Origin of the sequence: Streptomyces sp. SID12488, assembly GCF_010548275.1 — a bacterium.
Classification (GTDB): Bacteria; Actinomycetota; Actinomycetes; order Streptomycetales; family Streptomycetaceae; genus Streptomyces.
The window spans coordinates 135,487-152,773 of record NZ_JAAGLT010000008.1 but is presented as its reverse complement, the minus strand read 5'-3'; the positions used below and the strand labels follow the sequence as shown (position 1 = coordinate 152,773).

Here is a 17,287-nt window from a genome sequence, read left to right as displayed (position 1 = left end):
CCCTGCCCTGGCGCTTTACGCTCCGGCGCGGATCGTTCTGCCGACGGTCGCCGTAGAACTTCCACCGGAGGATCGCGTTGTTGTCGACTGTGCCGGAGAGCGTTCCGGCACAGCCCAGGTAGTTCACGGGCGGGGTGAGTGCGGGTATGCGACTCGCCAGGTCCGCGGGCCCAGCCCGGGCCGTGCGGTGCCCGGAGTGAGCCTGTCGGCTGTATCGCCTCACGCCGTAGAATCCGCCAGCCTCTGCACCTCAGTGGCTGACACACTGCCGGTGGCCACGGGGATGAAGTGAGCGTCGTCTACGTGCGCTTGTGCAGTTCGATGGCCAGCGGTGTGGCCGTGAACATCGAGGAGTACGTGCCCACCACGAGGCCGATGAGAAGGGCGAGGGCGAAGTCGGTCAGGGTATCGCCGCCCAGGACGGCCAGTGCGGTGAGGATGAAGGCGGCTCCCATGCCAGTGTTGACGGTGCGGGGCAGCGTCTGCAGGAGGGCCTGGTTGGCGATGCGGGCGAAGTGCTCCTTGCGGTCAAGTCGGCCCATCTCCCTGATCCGGTCGAAGACGACGACGGAGTCGTTGACGGAGTAGCCGATGACGGTCAGCAGAGCGGCCAGGAAGACGCCGTCGACGGGCTTGCCGAGCCAGGCGAAGGCGCCGATGAGGATCACGACGTCGTGGGCGAGGGCGGCGACCGCGGATGTTCCCAGGAGCCGGCGGAAGCGTGCCGTGAGATAGATGAGCTGGGCGCCGAGGGCGACGACGAGGGCGACGAGGGCGCCTTGACGCAGTTCCTTGCCGAGGCTGGGTCCGATGGCTTCGTCGCGGATCTTGTCGGTCTGGCGGGCAAGGTCGGTGATGGTGTCGGTGATGGTCGCTGCCTGGGTGTTGCTCAGGTGGTGGGTGCGGACGGTGAGCCGGTTCTCACCGGAGGTCTGGACGACTGCCCGGGGGAATCCGGCGTCGGCGAGCGCGGTGCGGGCCCGGTCGGGGTCGACGGGTGTGGCCGTGCTGTATTCGATGAGGCGGCCACCGGTGAACTCGACGCCGAAGTCGAGGCCGCGTGCAGCGATCCCGGCGGCGGCCAGGACGAGCGCGGCGGCGGAGGCGGCCAGCCACCGGCGCGGGTGGCGCATCAGGTTCGGGTTCGTACGGGTGAGGCGGTCGCGGACGGCGCCGGTGTGGGCGATACCGGTGAGGTGGGGGCGGCGGCGCAGGCGGGGGCGGGCGACGGCGTAGTCGGCGAGGGCGCGGGTGATGACCAGGGCACTGAGCATGGAGGCGAGGACGCCGATGCCCAGCGTGACACCGAACCCGCGCACTGGCCCGGAGGCGAGGAAGAACAGCAGGGCAGCCGCGATCAACGTGGTGATGTTGGAGTCGGCGATCGCACTGAAGGCCCTGCGGAATCCGGCGGCCAGGGACGACCGGGGGGGTAGGACGGTGACGCGAGGCGAACTCCTCGCGAGCGCGTTCGAAGACAAGCACGTTGGCGTCGACCGCCATCCCGATGGCCAGCACGAATCCGGCGAGGCCGGGCAGGGTGAGGGTGGCACCGAGGGCTGCGAGGGTGGCGTAGGAGATGAGGCCGTAGCAGGCCAGGGCCACGGTCGCCAGGGCGCCCATGATCCGGTAGACGGCGATGATGAACAACGAGGTCAATCCGGTGCCGATGACGGCGGCCCAGACACTGGCCGTGATGGCCTCGGCGCCCAGGGTCGGGCCGACGGTGCGCTGCTCGATGGTTTCGACCGGCACCGGCAGCGCGCCACCGTTGATGAGCAACGCCAGCTCCTTGGCCTCGCTGTCGTCGAAGGATCCGGTGATCTGGGTGGAGCCGCCGCTGATGCCGGACCGGCAGGAGACGGACGGGTCGACCTGCGGCGAGGAGACGATCTTGTTGTCCAGGACGATGGCGACCCGACGGGCCGGATCCCCGGCCGTACGGCAGGCGGCATCGCCGGTCAGGCGGGCCCACCCCTTTTCGCCCGATCCCCTGAAGTCGACGGTGACGTGCCATCCGGCGCCGCCCTGCTGGTCGAAGCGGGCGGCTGCCTCCTCGACGTCCTTGCCGGTGAGTGAGGCCGCCTGAAGTCGCAGAAGTTGGCCGGACTCGTCAGCCATCACCTGTTGGCGGGGCCGTTTGGGCAGCGGTTCGGGTTGGTCGTCGGCGCCGGTTGCCACTCCGACCACCTGGTGGAAGGTGAGCTGGGCGGTGCGGCCGAGCACGTCGGCCGCGTTCCGGGGATCTTGCAGGCCGGGTAGTTCGACGACGATCCGGTCGCTGCCGGAGCGGGCGATGGTGGGTTCGGCGACTCCGAGCGCGTCGATACGGCCGCGCAGCACCTCCACGGTGCCGTCCGTGGCCTCGTCGTCGGCGTCGGCAGCGGTGGTGGGGCGGGTTTCCAGCACGATCTGGGTGCCGCCCCGCAGATCGAGTCCGAGGTGGACGGGCACGGTGAGCGCGACGTACAGGGACAGGGCGACAGCGGCGAGGGCGATCAGTCCTCTGATGTGCGGGGATCGGTTCACAGCGGGCCTCCGGCAGGCACACCGCGGCCAGGAGAGTGGCGGCGGTCAGGAAGGGAGAGGGAAGGTTCAGATGCCGGAGAGTGAAGGTGGTGCCCGTACGCCGTGCCGGATTGCCGGTTGCTCCGATGCGGGTGGGGCTGTCGCCGAGAGCGGGGCCCGCGCGGGCTGGAGCGGACCGGTCGCCGCATCCATTGACACGCCCGGGGCGGAGACCGACGGAGCATGACGCTCGCCGGTGGCATCCCGGTGGCTGCGAACGGCAGCGGTGGAGTCGGCCTGGTCCGCGTTTTCCGCGTACGGCTCGCCCTGTGCCGGCGTGGCCTCGGCGGCGGACACTGCGCCGCCCGGTACCCGGAGGTGCTCACTGCCGAGAGTGGACGGGCCGAGCAGGGTGATGAGGACGGCGACCAGCACGGCCCACATCAGGCCCGCGCCCGCACCACGGGCGCCCGGGACGGTGCGCGTGCAGCGGACCACCCCCCTCCCCCTTCCTTACGGCCAGCAGACAACAGACAACAAACGGCGGACAGCAAACGGCGGACTCAGGCTTCGATGAGGCCGGCGCGGATCGCGTAGCGGGTGAGTTCCAGCCGGTCACGCATGCCGAGTTTGTGCAGCATGTTCTCCCGATGCCGGTGGACGGTCTTGATGCTGATGAAGAGCATCTCGGCGATCTCCTTGGAGGAGTGGCCCTCCGCCACGAGTTTGAGGACCTCCTCCTCGCGCGCGGTCAGCACCTGCTTGGGCAACTCCTCGCCGTGGCGGACCCGGTCGAGATAGTTGTGGATGAGCGCGGTGACCGCGCCCGGATACAGGAAGGGCTCGTCACGCATGGCCGCCCGGCAGGCCGCCACCAGGTCACGGTCCGCCACGGACTTCAGCACGTATCCGCTGGCGCCGGCCTTCAGCGCCTGGAAGAAGTACTGCTCGTTGTCGTGCATCGTCAGCATCAGCACCCGCGCTCCGGGCTTCAGCGCGAGGAGTTCCCGGGTGGCCTGCAGGCCGGTCATCCGGGGCATGGAGATGTCCATCACCACCAGGTCGACCTCGTGGGTGCGGGCCATCTCGATGGCCTCCGCGCCGTCCCCGGCCTCGGCGACGACCTCGAGGTCCGGCTCCCGGTCGAGGATCAGCCGCACCCCTCGGCGTACCAGCGCGTGGTCGTCGGCGAGGAGGATGCGGATCACGGATGTGTGCGGCGTGGTCATGGCTGCTTCCTGAGGGGGGCACGGTCAGCCTGACCGTCGTACCGGCCCGGGGCTGGGAGGTGACGTCCAGCGTGGCGCCGATCAGCAGGGCCCGCTCGCGCATTCCGCGAATTCCCGCGCCCTCGCGTGCGATCCCGGTTCCGCGGCCGTCGTCGGCGACGGCCAGCACCACGGCCTCGCCGGTGTGGTGCAGGCTCACCTCGATCTGGCCGGCCTCGGCGTGGCGGGCCGCGTTGGTGAGGGCTTCCTGGGCGACGCGGTACAGCACCAGCTCCGTCTGCTGGTCCAGCACGGGCAGGCCGGCGTCGAAGCGACGCACCACGCGCAGTCCGGCGTGGGTGGCGAACCCGGTGGTCAGCGAGGTCAGGGCGCTGACCAGACCTAGGTCCTCCAGCACGTCCGGCCGCAGTCGGCGCACCAGGCGCCGTACCTCGTCCAGGCTGCCTCTGGTGATCTCCTGTGCTTGCCGCAGTTCACCGCGCAGGGGTTCGTGTGCGTCGGCAGCGGCTCGCTCAAGTGCCAGCAGGATCGCGGTCATGCTCTGGCCCACCTCGTCGTGCAGTTCCTGGGCGATACGGCGCCGCTCCGCTTCCTGCGCGAGCAGGACTCGCGCGCTGCTGGACGCCCGTTCGTGCTCGAGGCGCTCGAGCATGGCGTTGAAGGTGCGGATCAGTTCGGCGGTCTCACCGCGTCCCCCTTCCGGCAGCCGTTGCCCGGGGCGCAGCAGATCGACGGTGGCCATCAGCCGGGTGAGCCGGTCGAGTGGGGCCAGGCCGATCCGCAGCAGGGCCGCGTTGGCGACCAGCATGACGGCCAGGCCGGCCACGAGGATGACGGCTTCGGTCAGTGCCACCGGCACGGAGACGGTCACCGGAGCCCACAGCAGAAGCGCGGTGGCGCTTCCCAGCACTACCGCGTTGAGCGCGAAGATCCGCCAGAACAGTGACAACGGGATGACGCCTTTCTGCGTGTGACACGGCTTTGTCTCTACTGTCGGCCACCGCGCACCCCGAGCGTGAGCTGCGGCCACTGGTCCTCACCGGCCCGTGTCCAGGCTGCCCGCTGCCGGCTCCCACGTCGATGGGCTCCAGTGCCCATTTCGCGGGCCTGGCCCGCACTCGCCGCGATGGGTACTGGCCATGGCGCAGATGGGTATCGCGCCCGATGTGTTCTACGGGGCATTGCGACCACGGTGGAGGCATGAAGAACCGCCGCCCCTGACTCCCCCGGCCCTCTCCCCCGACGACGTCCTGCCCGGCGCGCCCCGCCGCCGCCTCGTTGAAAGAAGGAATCGCCATGTCGCTCGATACGCCCCGGACCGAAACCCGTCGTGAGCGGCTGACGGCCCACGAGGCGCTCCAGCGCCTCGAACACGAACGCGCCTCCCGCCTCACCCAGTTGCGGGCCATCGACGAGGCCGGGCCTGACGCGGAGAAGCTGATGATGTCCACGCAGAGAGCCATCATCCGGCGGGTCCTCACCGAGGTGGAGGCCGCCATCACCCGCGTCCAGGACGGCAGCTACGGCGTCTGCCGCAACTGCTCGGGCCCGATCCCGGTCGAGCGCCTGGAGATCCTGCCCTACACACCGTTCTGTGTGCCCTGCCAGCGCGACGCCGCCTGACGACCGCCCGTCCACCTTCCCTTCTCCGCCCTGCCCAGGGGGTGACTTGGTGAACCACCAGACCATCGACGACCGCAACACCACTCTGTCGACCGAGGACTTCGCCGCACTGCGCGACAACCTGCACGAACAACGCCTGTTCCGCCGGGAACAGCTGCAGCAGCTCTCAGCCGCCGCCACGACGCGCGCCGACGCGCTTCTCGACCGGCAGGCCACCTCCCAGATCGAGGTCCGCGTGAAGCTCGCCGCCTCCGCCCGTATGGTCCTCGACGACGTCGAAGCCGCCCTCACCCGCATGGACCACGGCAGCTACGGCACCTGCCACCTGTGCCGCAGGCCCATCGCCCGCGAACGGCTGATGATCGTGCCGCAGGCCCGCTACTGCGCCCGCTGCCAGCAGGTCAGGGAGGCGGGCCGGTGACCACCGCACCCGGTCCCCGTCCCCCGGGCGCCCGGCACCGCTCGTGGCCCTGGTGCCGACAGTGCAGCGGCATCGCCCTGGACCTGGGCAGCGCCCGTACCCGCGCCTGGACGTCCGGACGGCGAGGTGCCCTCCTCGCCGGCGGGGGCGCACTACGGCCCGACATCACCTACCACCTCACCGGGCAGCTGCACGCTCCCCTTCAGCCCGTCCCCGCCCCGCACACCGCAGCGGTCCGCGGCGCCGCGAAACTCCTCCAGGCCGTCCACACCCACCCCTCCACCATCACGGTCACCGGGTCCGCGCACCCCCGCTGACGCACCGCTCCATCCTCACCCCCGGCCTGGCAAGCCCCTGGCGACGACCGTCCGGACCGTCCTGATCCACGGCGCGGCCCACGCTGTCGGCTCGGTCGCCGTCCAACCCGCCCGCGAAGCCGGAGCCCGGGTGGTCGGCAAGGGCCGCGCCGCCGACCGGGACACCGTGCTCGACCTGGGCGCGCACGCGTTCCTCGACCTGGAGACCGACCGGTTGGAGGACGCCGGGCAGGCGGACGTCGTGTTCGACGTGATCGGCGGCGACATCCTGGGACCACTCGGCTTCGCTCGTACGGACCGGCGGCACGCTTGTCACCGTCTCCCACCCGCGGCGCGTCCCCGGCCGCAGCATCATCCGGATCACTGAGGGATTGAGGGCGCGTGCGGAACCTGACGAGGCGGCACCGGTGGGGCCGGTCGCCGCACGATGCGGAAGGCAAAGGCCTGGTCTGCTCCATGCACTGCAGGTTCTTGTCAGGGGCTGTTTTCGCCTTCGGGCCGTCCCTCGATCTTCCGCAGGAGTCCCAGCAGCGTCTCTCGCTCCGTCTCCGCCAGAGCCTCGAAGCACTCGGCGAGCACCGAGTTCGCCACGTCGTGGCCCGCCTTCAGCACCCGCTCCCCTTCAGGGGTGAGGTGATGCTCGAACCGTCGGCCGTGCCCGGGGCGCCGGTCCACCAGTCCCTGTGCCACCAGTCGGCCTGCGAGCGTGCCGAACGCCTGCTCGCTCTGGAATGTCGACGCCGCCAGCTCCCGGGCACTGGCGCCGGGCGTGCGGCCGATCGCGCGTAGCGCGTCCCACTGCGCGAGCGTGCTGCCGACGGACGCGAGGCGGCTGTCGAGCGCTCGGTGCTGGCGGTACTGGGCGGCCTTCACGGCCTTGCCGAGGATCTGCGGTTCAACGGGCATGTCCAGCAGACTAACACGCAAACTAAGCTTGCTTATATAAATATCTTTAGTTACAGTCCTGGCCATGACTTCAGAACTGACACTCACTGCATCCGGCCCCACCACCGCCCGCCCTGTCCTCGTCCTGCACGGCGGCGGTGGCCCCGCCACCGTCACCCCGATCGCCGAACACTTCAGTACGACGGCCCACACCCTGCTGCCCACCCACCCGGGCTGGAACGGCACCCCCAGGCCCGACCACTTCACCACGGTGGCCGACCTCGCCGGCGCCTACCTGCGCCTTCTCCGCGACCGCCACCTGTCCGACGTCCTGGTCGTCGGCTCCTCGCTCGGCGGCTGGATCGCCGCCGAACTGGCCACGGCCGACACGGAGGGCCTGATCAGCGGGATCGTCCTGCTGAACTCGGTCGGCATCGAGGTCTACGGCGAACCGGTCCCAGACTTCTTCGCCCTCGACGCGCAGGGCGTCGCCGAGCACGCCTTCCACGACTCCGAGCGGTTCTACGTCGACCCGGCGACCCTCCCGGCCGAGCGACTCGCCGTCATGCAGACCAACATGGCAGCACTGCGCGTCTTCTCCGGCGGCCCCGCCATGAGCGACCCCACTCTCCGCCCCCGCCTCGCGGCCGTAACCGTTCCCACCCTCGCCGTGTGGGGCGAGAGCGACCGCATCGTGACCCCGGCCTACGGCAAGGAGTACGCCGCGTCGTTCGCGAACGCCCGCTTCGAAGTCGTGGCGGAAGCAGGCCACTTGCCCCATCTCGAACAGCCGGCGCGCACCTTCGCCCTGCTCGACACCTTCGCCGCCGAGACCGGGCGTCACTGACGAGTGTCCAGGTGGCCCATCGAGATCCATAAAGGCTTCGAAACATTCGAAAAATGGGTCTAGAGCATTTACTCCGAACTTCAGAGGAACGCCAATTGGAGTCACCGATACCCTTGCCGATCGAGCCAATTGCGTCACTGAACAGGAATTACCTGTCCCAGGTACAGTCATCAGGGATTTCGAATGTTTCGAAGTGAATACCGAAACTATTGACACCTGACGTGACCCGGCCAACACTGTCGCGTGTTCAGCAGCCCCCATCGGTCCCATGAGGACGAGGAGGAAACACGCACATGAACAAGGCACCCGCACCCGTATCCCGGCTCAGGCTTCTCATCAGCGGCATCACCACCATGCTGCTGGTCGCCGTGGCCGGACTGAGCCTGCCCGGCACCGCACAGGCCGCCACGGTCATCACCACGAACCAGACCGGCACCAACAACGGCTACTACTACTCGTTCTGGACCGACGCCCCTGGCACCGTCTCCATGACCCTCAACTCCGGCGGCAACTACAGCACCTCATGGAGCAACTCCGGGAACTTCGTGGCCGGCAAGGGCTGGAGCAGGGGCTCACGCAGGACCGTGAGCTACTCGGGCAGCTTCAACCCGTCCGGGAACGCCTACCTGGCGCTGTACGGCTGGACGTCGAACCCGCTCGTCGAGTACTACATCGTCGACAACTGGGGCACCTACCGGCCCACGGGAACGTACAAGGGCACTGTCACCAGCGACGGCGGTACGTACGACATCTACCAGACCACCCGCTACAACGCCCCGTCCGTGGAAGGCACCCGCACCTTCAACCAGTACTGGAGCGTCCGGCAGTCGAAACGGACCGGCGGCACCATCACCACCGGCAACCACTTCGACGCCTGGGCCCGCGCGGGGATGCCGCTGGGCGGCTTCAACTACTACATGATCCTCGCCACCGAGGGTTACCACAGCAGCGGCAGCTCCAACATCACGGTGGGCTAGCCATGACCCTCATGGAAGCAAGGCGTCTCCCGTTACTGGCCGCCGCCGCGCTGGCCGCCGCCACCGTCCTCACCGGCCACCCCGCCGCCCCTGCGCAGGCCGCCGCCTGCAACGGATATGTCGGGCTCACCTTCGACGACGGCCCGTCCACCAACACGACGGCACTGCTGGGCGCCCTCACGCGGAACGGGCTGCGGGCCACGATGTTCAACCAGGGTCAGTACGCCGCCGCCAACCCGTCCCTGGTCCGCGCCCAGGTGAACGCCGGCATGTGGGTCGGAAACCACAGCTACACCCACCCGCATCTGACCCAGCTCGGCCAGTCGCAGATCGACTCGGAGATCTCCCGGACCCAGCAGGCCGTCGCCAACGCGGGCGGTGGCACTCCGGTGCTCTTCCGACCGCCGTACGGCGAGACCAACGCGACGGTGAAGGCGGTCGCCGCCAAGTACGGTCTGACCCAGATCATCTGGGATGTCGACTCGCAGGACTGGAACGGTGCCAGTACCGACGCGATCGTGCAGGCCGCCGCCAGGCTCACCAACGGACAGGTCATCCTCATGCACGACTGGTCCGCGAACACGCTCGCCGCGGTTCCGCGCATCGCGCAGGGCCTGACAGGCCGCGGCCTGTGCGCCGGGAAGATCTCCCCGGCGACCGGCCGGGCCGTAGCCCCGTAGTCAACGCCTCCCAGTACAGCGGTACCCCGCACCGGTGGCGCGGCAGCCCACAGCTGCCGCGCCACCGCCCGCATACCCACCACCATCGACGACCGCGCTCCCGGGGTCCCTCCGGCCTCACCGAGGCGCCGACGACCACCTGGACGCCATCTGGCCGAACATCTGATGCCGGCCGGCCCAAGGCACGCGTGGGAAGGCGTCCGCTTCGCCGCCTCTTGAGGATCACGTGCTGAGCTGGACATCGTCCTGCTGCGCGCTGGTGCTGCGTCTGGAATCGGTCAAGAAGGCCTGGCCGCCGATACGGCGGTGACGGTCACGGTGTCGTCGCACTCGGCGAACTGCCCGTCGTCCAGGGCCACCTGGTGCGCCCCGGACCCAGGCAGCCGGACGACCATCGTGGGATACACCACGGGCGCCGAACCGGACACGCAGTATCCGTCGCCCTCTCCCTGCACCTGCACGAACGTCAGCTTCACCCACGCCTTGCCGCCGGGGGACACCTTCACCGGCGCCGCGGCTCCGGTCTGCTTGACGGTGAGCGGCACGTTCATCTCGGGAGAGCCGTTCCCGGCGCCGGCCACCGTGGGGTGCCCCTTGAGAACGCACGTCCGTCCGGACACATTGGTGAACTCGACAACGGCCGCCCCGGTCCCCGTACCGGGCGGCCGCACTGCGGCCTGACGGGCGGTCGCCTTCAGACTGCCCGCGGAACAGGTCGCTGGCGAACCGCCCGGAGCGGGTGCGGACGACGGGGCCGTGGAGGAGTCGGGCGCGGAGGATGCGGGCCGGGAGGCGGAGGGTGTCAAGGGGCCGGAGGGCGTGGAGGAACCGGAGGCGGAGCTGCCGGGCTCCGGAGCGCCTGGCGTGGAGGAGGACGCTGAGCTGACGGCCCCGGACGGGGTGACTCCGCTGTCTCCGGTGTCCGCACCGCCCCCATCGGGCTGACATCCCGCCACCGCCAGCGCCGCCGAAACCACGATGACCGCCACCGCCGAACCGCGCATTCCGTTCACGTACCGCATGCTGTCCCCCGAGTCTCAGTTGTCCGGAGCACGGCTCCTCGCCGCCCTCGTCGAACCAGACACAACCGTGGAGCTGGCAGTTCTCCCGCACTCCGACCTGTGACCCCCCGGTGACGAAATCCGGCCACAATCACCGTGGAACGCCCCGGCAGACCGAGTTCCTGACCTGCGGCCTCCAGGCCGCGGGCGTCGTTCTTGCGCACCGGACGCATCGGTAAAGATCTCCAGCGCCATGTCGCCGAGGACGAACTGCGCAACCCGGCCCGGATACGGGTTGCGCGGTCAGCGCCGACGTCGCCGAGCCACTATCGGCTCTCCGGACAGGGGGCACCGTTCCCCCTCGGGCATGAAGTGCTGGGCAAGAAGTTTTTTGTGCGTGATCCGGACCCAGGTACCGCACGCGCACTCGTAGCTGTTCCTCAGCTCCGGGCCGGTCAGGACCACTTCCCCGGGCTTCGGGCAGATCCCGGGGCGCCCCGGCACCGAGTGCTCGTAGAGGTGACGTTGCGCAGGCTCGCCTTCGTCGGGGCACCGCACTCAGGACAGACGCACACCTTCGTCGGTGCAACGCCGCACCTCGGCCTATGGTCACCCTTCATTCAGCCTGGCCCTGGTCCTCTGCGTTCCCGGCCAACTCACCTCATGCAGAAGGTCGTTACTGAGGATGAACTCGTGGAGTCGTAGGGGCTGACGACTCGTCGCCCGTGCGGTGTCACCGAAGGCATGCGGTATCCACAAGGGGGCGGGCTGACCGCCGAACGGCAGCAGTTCCGCGAGGAGTTACGGCTCAAGGCGTCCGAGAGGTTTGCCCAGGGTGAGGCGAGCTCGGCGATCGCGAAGGACCTGCGGGTCAGTGTCCGGTCGGTGCAGCGGTGGCGGCACATGTGGGACGAGGGCGGTCCGCGGGCTCTGCGGTCGCAGGGGCCGGCGTCGCTTCCGAGGCTCAGCCAGAAGCAATTCGCCCAGCTGGAGGCGGAGCTGGCCAAGGGGCCGGCCGCGCATGGCTGGGAAGACCGGCGTTGGACGCTGGCGCGGGTCAAGACGGTGAGCGGACGAGGCCGGTTCCATGGTCACGTCCCTCTCCGGCGGGGCGGGTTGGGCAGCCAAACGGCGAACCCCCGGCGCGCGGCCGGGGGTTCGGGCGGAGCTACCAGGTGCTCGGGGCGTACTTCTCGATCAGGTCCGTCAGCCACTCGGGCGTGGCCTCCAGGCCGAAGAGGTTCGTGCTGCGCAGCGTGATGCCGGCTGAGTCCATGTCGACCTCGCCAGTGTCCAGGACGCGGTAGCCAGAGACGGCGGCCTCCCAGGTGTGCTTCGAGGCACACTCGTAGAACTCGCCCCGGAAGCGTGGCGCTTCCGCGACCGCTTCCCTCCGGGCAGCAGACTCACCTCACGGCCTTCGTCGGGGTCACGTGCACCTTGGTCGGAGCACATGATCAGACGAAGGCCGCCTCCACGTCCGGCGAACTCCCAGGTGAGGACTCAGTTCGAGACGCCGTTCGAGACCGGAAGAAAAAGAAAGCTCAGTACAGCTTGTTCACCGCCGTGACGGTCGTGGCCTTGAAGTCGGCCACCTGGGCGTGCTGGAAGGTGCCCATCTGGCCCCACCGGACGACCGTCACGGTGGCGCCGTCGCGGCCGACCGAGAAGAGGCCGATGTCGGAGGAGCCCCAGGCGGAGGCTGTGTGGATGCCGTAGACGTCGGCGCCCTCCTCGACGTTCAGCCGGCCGTAGTACTTCTGCGTCGCCGTGATGTCCGGGTCCTGCTGCATGAGCTTCTTCGCGCAGCCGGCCAGGTCCTTGCGCAGCAGCGCCGCGAAGTCCTTCGCCCACTGTTCGCTGCGCCCCTCGACCGTGAGCTGCTGGGCGTTCGTGTCGTACTCCGTCCAGTACTCCCGGTGCGTGGTGGTGGACGGCAGCGCGTCGCCCACGCACATCGGCAGCGGGTCGGGCTGGCCGGCCGTGACCGCTCCGGCGTACCACGGCGAGGACGGGTGGGGCGGCAGGTCGGCCGGCTCCAGGAACCGCGGTGTGTCGGAGGCCGGCGTGGTGGCGGCGGCCGGGACAGCGGCTGCGGCGACACCGGCCACGGCCGCCAGCGCGGCCACGGTGGTACGGATGCCTCGGGTACGGATCTGCATGGTCTCCCCCATTGGTTCCCCGGTCGAATGCGCGGGCTTGTGCCCTTGCCCCCCGTACGACCCACCACGCCCCGTGACGGTTGCCCTGTACGTCCGCTACGGATCCGTCCCGATTGTCACCGTCCTGCCACCGGGTTCGAGGCCGGTGATCTCTCACTCCCGCCCGTGGTCGGCTCAGGTTCGGCGGTTCAGCTCACCGCGCTGAAGCAAGCCGCCTCATAGTCACTCAGCTGTCTACGGGTTGAGCGGTCCCAGGTAACGACCCAGTGTGCCGCGGGTCCCGGGTGCAGCTGTCATCTGCAGATGGGGATCAGGGTGTGCGAGGGCAGCGCGATCGGGTTCGTCGACGACCGTGGAAGTCGCACGATGCTGTCCTCGCCTGCGGTGGCGAGGAGGTGGCCGTCCGGAGAGAACACCACCGACGTGACGGGCCCATCGTGGTCAGTGAGTGGATCGCAGATTCAACAGGTCTGTCGGTAGGGGACGTTCGGGAGGTAGGTCTTCCAGTCGGACTTGGACAGTCCCGAGCCGGTGCGCTTGCAGACCGTGGTGACCAGGTGCTCGGGAGTCAGGTCGTACTTCTCCACGGGCACGTTTGTGCCGGCGGCGTACAGGGTGGTGTCGTCCGGGTCGAAGGCGAGTGCGAGTACCTGGTCACCCGGGGTCGGCAGCGTGGAGCCGAGGAGTCGGGAGGACGCGACGTCCCAGAGCTGTAGGGTGCCGGCCTCCCCGGCGACCGCCAGTGTGCCCCCGTCGTGTGAGAAGGCCAAGGCTGATATCCCGCCGGTGGTGTCCGCACCGGCGTCGGACGAGGAGCTGTCCAGCACGCCGTGGCGTGTGCGCAACGCCCCGTCCCAGAGGGTGATGCGGCCCATGGCGTCACCGACTGCGAGAAGGGTGCCGTCGGGGCTGAACGCCGCGACGCTGGCTATCTCATCGCCCAGCACGCGCGATTCCATGCGTTCCTTGCGGAGGTCGGTGACCGTGCCCTCCTGTGTCACCAGGCTGCCTCCGTCGGGGCGCAGAGCCAGGCGCACGCCAAGGGAGTAGAAGCCGCCGGCCGGGGACAGACTGCCGCGTATCGTCTTCACGCGTTTTTCCCTGGTCAGGTCCCACACCTCGACGGCCAGGGGATTGGTGGCCCGATACACCAGCAAGGTACGGCCGTGGAGGTCGAGGGCGAGCCCGTTGACAGCGATGGAACCCTCGGCGTCCGGCCGGATGTCCACGGTGGCGTGTGCGCGACCGGTCCTGACGTCCCACACCGTGATGCGTGTCTTGTCCGACGCCCCCTGGTGGTGGTTGCGCACGACGTATCTGCCGTCGCCGCTGAGTGCCAGGAGGTCGGCGCAGGCTTCCCCGGGCCCGGTGTCCTTGCTGGGGCACGCGGGTGTCGGCGGCTCGAAGAGGATCCGCCCGTCGCGGGTGTCCACGACTTGAAGGTGTCGTGCACGGTCCTTTACGGCGAAGCGTGCCAGGACCTGGCCGTCCTCGGAGAGTTCGGCCCGGTCCGCCGTGTGCTGCACCCACCCCTTTGTCGTCGCCGTGCCGATGGCCAGCGAGCGGACGACGGTGCCGGAGCCATTGAGGTAGCGCACGGCTCCGGCGACTCGGTCGATGGCGACGTCGTTCCAGTCGCCGAGGGTCAGCCGCTGACGCAGTACGGGTAGATAGGGATGTGCCAGCCGCCACACGAGGAGTTGGCGGGGTCCCGTGGCCACCAGGAACCCGCTGTCGGATCCGGACCACACCTTGGTCAGCCCGTCCGCTTTCAGGTGCAGCGTCTGGTGCCCGGTACGCAGATCCCATCCTCGGATTCCGTCGTCGGCGACGACCGTAAGTGACCTGCTGTCGGGAGTGAAGGCAAGGGTGTCGTCGGTGCAGTCACCGGCGCGGACCTTCACGGCCCAGGGCGCGGAAGCCTTCCGGCGCTGCGCAATGTCCCAGAGCTCCGGCGGGTGCTTGTCCTGGCACAGGGCGAGCCATCGGCCGTCGGGGCTGGCGGCCAGGGTGGGCACGCTGTCCTCGGGCAGGGAGATCCGCAGCATCCGACGCTGGGTGCGCAGATCCCATGCCTGGACGGCACCTCCCTCCCAGTCCACTGCTACCAGAGTGTGCTTCCGGAAGACGAGAGGTGCCTCCATCGCATCCACGCCGGTGAGTGTCCCTGTCACCCGTGCGGCCCGTACGTCCCACAGCTTGATCTCGCCCTGCGTCAGGAGCGCCAGCGTCAGTCCGTCCGGGCTCACCGCGACCGGGGTGTCGTCCAACGGCGGTCTGGGACCCCGTGCGGAGAGTGTGAGGCGGCGCGTGCGCAAATCCCAGATTCGGACCCGGTCTTTCGTGAAGGACACCACTGACCTGCCGTCGCCCGTCAGCCGGCGCACCTGGTTGCCGGAGCCATCGAACCCGGCGTCGGCTCCCGGGACGGCGAACGTATCCTCCTGTGGCTGGGCCATCGCCCCGATCAGCGCCGACCGTGTCTCCGTGGTGTCGGCCAGCCGCCACGCGGCCACGCTGAGCTTCATCGCCGTGACCGGGTCGGAGAACCGCATGCTGTCCGCGACCGCCGCGATGCGGCGGGCCTCGGCCTCCCCGTGGCGGCGGTCGCTCGTGCGGTTCTGCTGCCATGCGGTGAGGGCGGCGACGAGACTGAGGACGACGAGGACAGACAGGGCGGCCGTGCGGGTGTGCCGCTGGCGGCGGTGCCGGTTGCGTGCGGCGAGGCTGGTGGTGAGGAACTGCCGTTCCGTCGGGGTGAGATCGTCCCGCTGTCCGGGGCCGGCCCAGTGGTCCTCGGCGACGGACAGGCGCACTCCCCGGTAGAGGGAGCCGGGGTCCTGGCCGAGTGTCTGCCAGGTGTGGGTGGCCTCGGTGAGGTGGCGCTGGGTGCGCAGCCGGTCGCGGTCCTCTTCGATCCATGCGTGAAGCCGGGGCCAGGCGGACAGGACGGCTTCGTGGGAGAGGTGGACGGTGTCCTTGTCGAGGGTGACCAGACGGTCGTGGGCCAGACGGTCAAGGACCAGGTCGGTGTCGGACGCGGCGGCGGGGCCCAGCTTCGTGATCTCGCCGCGGTCGGCCGGACGGCGGGTGTCCTGGTTTCCCTGGCCGGGCGTCACCAGCCGCAGGAGGATCCGCCGGGCGGTCTCGGCCTGTTCCGGGGTGAGGTGGCCGTAGAAGTCTTCCGCCGTGCGGGCGATCGCCCCCTGGATGCCGCCGGCGGCATCGTAGGCTGCCTCGGTCAGGACTCGGCCGCTGCGCCGACGCCAGGTTTCCAGCAGGGCGTGGGACATCAGGGGCAAGCCGCCGGCTTCGTCGGCGACGTCCCGGATGATCCGGGTGGTCAGGGCGCGTTCGACGACGAGCCCGCCCAGTGCGGCCGGCCGGACGATGGCCTCCCGCAATTCTTCGTGGTTCATGGGCGGGACCAGCAGGGTGGCGTCCTGGGCGGCCTCGGCGATACGGCGGTGGTGGGTGAGGTGGCCGTAGAAGTCGGCCCGGACGGCGACCACGACGCGGATGCCCTGATGAGCGGACCGCAGGTCGCACAGCAGATCTAGGAAACGGGTCCGCTCGGCCGGATCGGTGCAGAGCGTGAAGACCTCCTCCAACTGGTCCACGACGATCACTGTGCTGGCAGGGGCCGTCCCGGGATCCAGGTTTCCGGCGTGCGTGCGGGCCGGGCTCGGCCCGGGGGTGAGGACACGGATCGCGGCAGGTCCTTCCTGCCGGGATGCGGTCCGCTGTATTCGGGCGATCAGTCCGGCGCGCAGCACAGAGGACTTGCCGCTGCCGGAAGGCCCGGTCACCACCACCAACTGCTTGTGGCCGACCATGTCCACCAACTGGTCGACGAGCCGGTCCCGGCCGAAGAACCGCTCGTGATCGTCGATGCCGAAACGGGCCAGACCCCGGTACGGAGGCTCACTGCCGTCCTCGGCCTCGCGGGCCTGCCCGGACACTTCCCGCGCGGTCTCGCGCCACCGCTGCTTCCACTCCGCACGGTCACCACCGCACGCTTGGGCATAAGCCAGGGCGATGGACAGCGACGGCAGCCGGTCCCCGGCCGCAGCCTGCGCCAGGGTCGCAGCAGAGTAGTGCGCCGTGCCCGCCATCACCCGGTAGGTGACGCCACCGGCCTCCTGCCGCAACTTCCGCAACTCATAAGCGAACCGCGCGACCGGACCCTCCGCCGGATCCAGCGGCCGTTCCCGACGCCCCATGACTCCCCCGTCACTGCACCAACGTGCCTCACCTGACGCTAACCCCTGCCCCTGGGCATCCCCAACACCCGCTCAGCCAGGGCCTGCAGATTGTCCGAAGTGGTGAAAGGGACCTGCCAGACAATCCGCCGACCGCCAAAACTCTTGTCCAGCGCCCCACAAGCGGACGGCGCATCGATCGAAGCCGGGGCCTCCCCAAGCCCGCGCTCCGACGTAGCGAAGGAGAAGGTATGCGTGGCACTTCAATGCTCGGCGACCGCCTGTTGAGTGTGGTCACCCCCAACACCGGCGCTCACGCGCAATCGTCCGGAGCCCAGGCCTGCTGGATCGAGCAGACCGTCTGCAGCCCCGACTGCGCGTTCTGGTAGCGGAGCGGCGACTGTGACCAGGAGACACGCCTTGCCCGGTGCGGAG

15 protein-coding genes and 4 pseudogenes are annotated in these 17,287 nt (G+C 69.5%); 11 read left to right on the top strand and 8 right to left on the bottom strand.

The genetic code is table 11. The annotated features are described in order from the left end of the window. Positions 1–299 precede the first annotated feature (299 nt). From secD to G3I56_RS15615, 4 genes and pseudogenes are all read right to left on the bottom strand, one after another. Positions 300–2,529, bottom strand: a pseudogene (secD, locus tag G3I56_RS15630) (protein translocase subunit SecD). 66 nt (positions 2,530–2,595) lie between these two features. After that, complete coding sequence (locus tag G3I56_RS15625; RefSeq protein ID WP_164409578.1) at positions 2,596–3,006, bottom strand: hypothetical protein; 411 nt, start codon at positions 3,004–3,006, stop codon at positions 2,596–2,598. Positions 3,007–3,071: 65 nt separating this feature from the next. Further along, on the bottom strand, positions 3,072–3,737 hold the full coding sequence (locus G3I56_RS15620) for a response regulator transcription factor (RefSeq protein ID WP_164409577.1): 666 nt from the start codon (positions 3,735–3,737) through the stop codon (positions 3,072–3,074). Then, positions 3,734–4,686, bottom strand: a pseudogene (locus tag G3I56_RS15615) (sensor histidine kinase). The gene G3I56_RS15620 and the pseudogene G3I56_RS15615 overlap by 4 nt, the downstream one beginning before the upstream one ends. Positions 4,687–5,033: 347 nt before the next feature. Here G3I56_RS15615 and G3I56_RS15610 point away from each other — a divergent pair. From G3I56_RS15610 to G3I56_RS43840, 4 genes and pseudogenes are all read left to right on the top strand, one after another. Further along, a complete protein-coding gene (locus G3I56_RS15610; RefSeq protein WP_164409576.1) occupies positions 5,034–5,360 on the top strand; it encodes a TraR/DksA C4-type zinc finger protein in 327 nt (108 codons plus the stop codon). 46 nt (positions 5,361–5,406) lie between these two features. Then, entirely contained in the window at positions 5,407–5,781 is a 375-nt protein-coding gene (locus G3I56_RS15605) for a TraR/DksA C4-type zinc finger protein (protein ID WP_164409575.1), read from the top strand. Continuing rightward, positions 5,778–6,098, top strand: coding sequence for a hypothetical protein (locus G3I56_RS15600; RefSeq protein ID WP_164409574.1), 321 nt, complete (start codon positions 5,778–5,780; stop codon positions 6,096–6,098). The genes G3I56_RS15605 and G3I56_RS15600 overlap by 4 nt, the downstream gene beginning before the upstream one ends. Positions 6,099–6,141: 43 nt before the next feature. Beyond that, positions 6,142–6,427: pseudogene (locus G3I56_RS43840) on the top strand (zinc-binding dehydrogenase); the annotation flags it as partial. A gap of 145 nt (positions 6,428–6,572) precedes the next feature. Here G3I56_RS43840 and G3I56_RS15590 read toward each other — a convergent pair. Further along, positions 6,573–7,004 (bottom strand): MarR family winged helix-turn-helix transcriptional regulator, encoded by a 432-nt coding sequence (locus G3I56_RS15590; protein ID WP_164409572.1) that lies wholly within the window; start codon positions 7,002–7,004, stop codon positions 6,573–6,575. 64 nt (positions 7,005–7,068) lie between these two features. On the opposite strand from G3I56_RS15590, the gene G3I56_RS15585 reads away from it, so the two are divergent. The 3 genes from G3I56_RS15585 to G3I56_RS15575 all read left to right on the top strand — a co-directional run bounded on the left by G3I56_RS15585 (position 7,069) and on the right by G3I56_RS15575 (position 9,487). Next, positions 7,069–7,830: an alpha/beta fold hydrolase gene (locus tag G3I56_RS15585; RefSeq protein WP_164409571.1), complete on the top strand. Its 762-nt coding sequence runs from the start codon at positions 7,069–7,071 to the stop codon at positions 7,828–7,830. A gap of 293 nt (positions 7,831–8,123) precedes the next feature. Continuing rightward, positions 8,124–8,807, top strand: a complete 684-nt coding sequence (locus G3I56_RS15580; RefSeq protein ID WP_275406729.1) for a glycoside hydrolase family 11 protein — start codon at positions 8,124–8,126, stop codon at positions 8,805–8,807. A 2-nt stretch (positions 8,808–8,809) separates the two neighbouring features. Beyond that, entirely contained in the window at positions 8,810–9,487 is a 678-nt protein-coding gene (locus G3I56_RS15575) for a polysaccharide deacetylase family protein (RefSeq protein ID WP_164409570.1), read from the top strand. 278 nt (positions 9,488–9,765) lie between these two features. On the opposite strand, the gene G3I56_RS45050 is transcribed toward G3I56_RS15575, so the two are convergent. Next, entirely contained in the window at positions 9,766–10,158 is a 393-nt protein-coding gene (locus G3I56_RS45050) for a DUF4232 domain-containing protein (protein ID WP_343239963.1), read from the bottom strand. A gap of 85 nt (positions 10,159–10,243) precedes the next feature. Here G3I56_RS45050 and G3I56_RS45045 point away from each other — a divergent pair, with 85 nt between their 5' ends. The 3 genes and pseudogenes from G3I56_RS45045 to G3I56_RS43835 form a co-directional block, all read left to right on the top strand. Continuing rightward, positions 10,244–10,432, top strand: coding sequence for a hypothetical protein (locus G3I56_RS45045; RefSeq protein WP_343239965.1), 189 nt, complete (start codon positions 10,244–10,246; stop codon positions 10,430–10,432). Between the two features lie 33 nt (positions 10,433–10,465). Continuing rightward, on the top strand, positions 10,466–10,612 hold the full coding sequence (locus G3I56_RS15565; protein ID WP_164409459.1) for a hypothetical protein: 147 nt from the start codon (positions 10,466–10,468) through the stop codon (positions 10,610–10,612). A gap of 620 nt (positions 10,613–11,232) precedes the next feature. Beyond that, a pseudogene (locus G3I56_RS43835) lies at positions 11,233–11,448 on the top strand (helix-turn-helix domain-containing protein); the annotation flags it as partial. Between the two features lie 584 nt (positions 11,449–12,032). Here the strand turns inward: G3I56_RS43835 and G3I56_RS15555 are convergent. Further along, positions 12,033–12,662 carry a hypothetical protein gene (locus G3I56_RS15555; protein ID WP_203689947.1) on the bottom strand — a complete coding sequence of 210 codons (630 nt, stop codon included), beginning with the start codon at positions 12,660–12,662 and terminating at the stop codon, positions 12,033–12,035. 449 nt (positions 12,663–13,111) lie between these two features. Then, positions 13,112–16,873 (bottom strand): AAA family ATPase, encoded by a 3,762-nt coding sequence (locus G3I56_RS15545; RefSeq protein ID WP_164409566.1) that lies wholly within the window; start codon positions 16,871–16,873, stop codon positions 13,112–13,114. A gap of 230 nt (positions 16,874–17,103) precedes the next feature. Between G3I56_RS15545 and G3I56_RS15540 the strand changes: the two genes are divergently transcribed. Continuing rightward, positions 17,104–17,241: a hypothetical protein gene (locus G3I56_RS15540; protein WP_164409565.1), complete on the top strand. Its 138-nt coding sequence runs from the start codon at positions 17,104–17,106 to the stop codon at positions 17,239–17,241. Positions 17,242–17,287 lie beyond the last annotated feature (46 nt).

Bases quoted from the DNA above. Each gene is read 5' to 3' on its own strand.
- G3I56_RS15540 (WP_164409565.1), top strand. From the start codon at position 17,104: ATGCGTGGCACTTCAATGCTCGGCGACCGCCTGTTGAGTGTGGTCACC.
- G3I56_RS15580 (WP_275406729.1), top strand. From the start codon at position 8,124: ATGAACAAGGCACCCGCACCCGTATCCCGGCTCAGGCTTCTCATCAGC.
- G3I56_RS15545 (WP_164409566.1), bottom strand. From the start codon at position 16,873: ATGGGGCGTCGGGAACGGCCGCTGGATCCGGCGGAGGGTCCGGTCGCG.
- G3I56_RS15610 (WP_164409576.1), top strand. From the start codon at position 5,034: ATGTCGCTCGATACGCCCCGGACCGAAACCCGTCGTGAGCGGCTGACG.
- G3I56_RS15565 (WP_164409459.1), top strand. From the start codon at position 10,466: ATGACCGCCACCGCCGAACCGCGCATTCCGTTCACGTACCGCATGCTG.
- G3I56_RS15620 (WP_164409577.1), bottom strand. From the start codon at position 3,737: ATGACCACGCCGCACACATCCGTGATCCGCATCCTCCTCGCCGACGAC.
- G3I56_RS15590 (WP_164409572.1), bottom strand. From the start codon at position 7,004: ATGCCCGTTGAACCGCAGATCCTCGGCAAGGCCGTGAAGGCCGCCCAG.
- G3I56_RS15575 (WP_164409570.1), top strand. From the start codon at position 8,810: ATGACCCTCATGGAAGCAAGGCGTCTCCCGTTACTGGCCGCCGCCGCG.
- G3I56_RS15585 (WP_164409571.1), top strand. From the start codon at position 7,069: ATGACTTCAGAACTGACACTCACTGCATCCGGCCCCACCACCGCCCGC.
- G3I56_RS15555 (WP_203689947.1), bottom strand. From the start codon at position 12,662: ATGGGGGAGACCATGCAGATCCGTACCCGAGGCATCCGTACCACCGTG.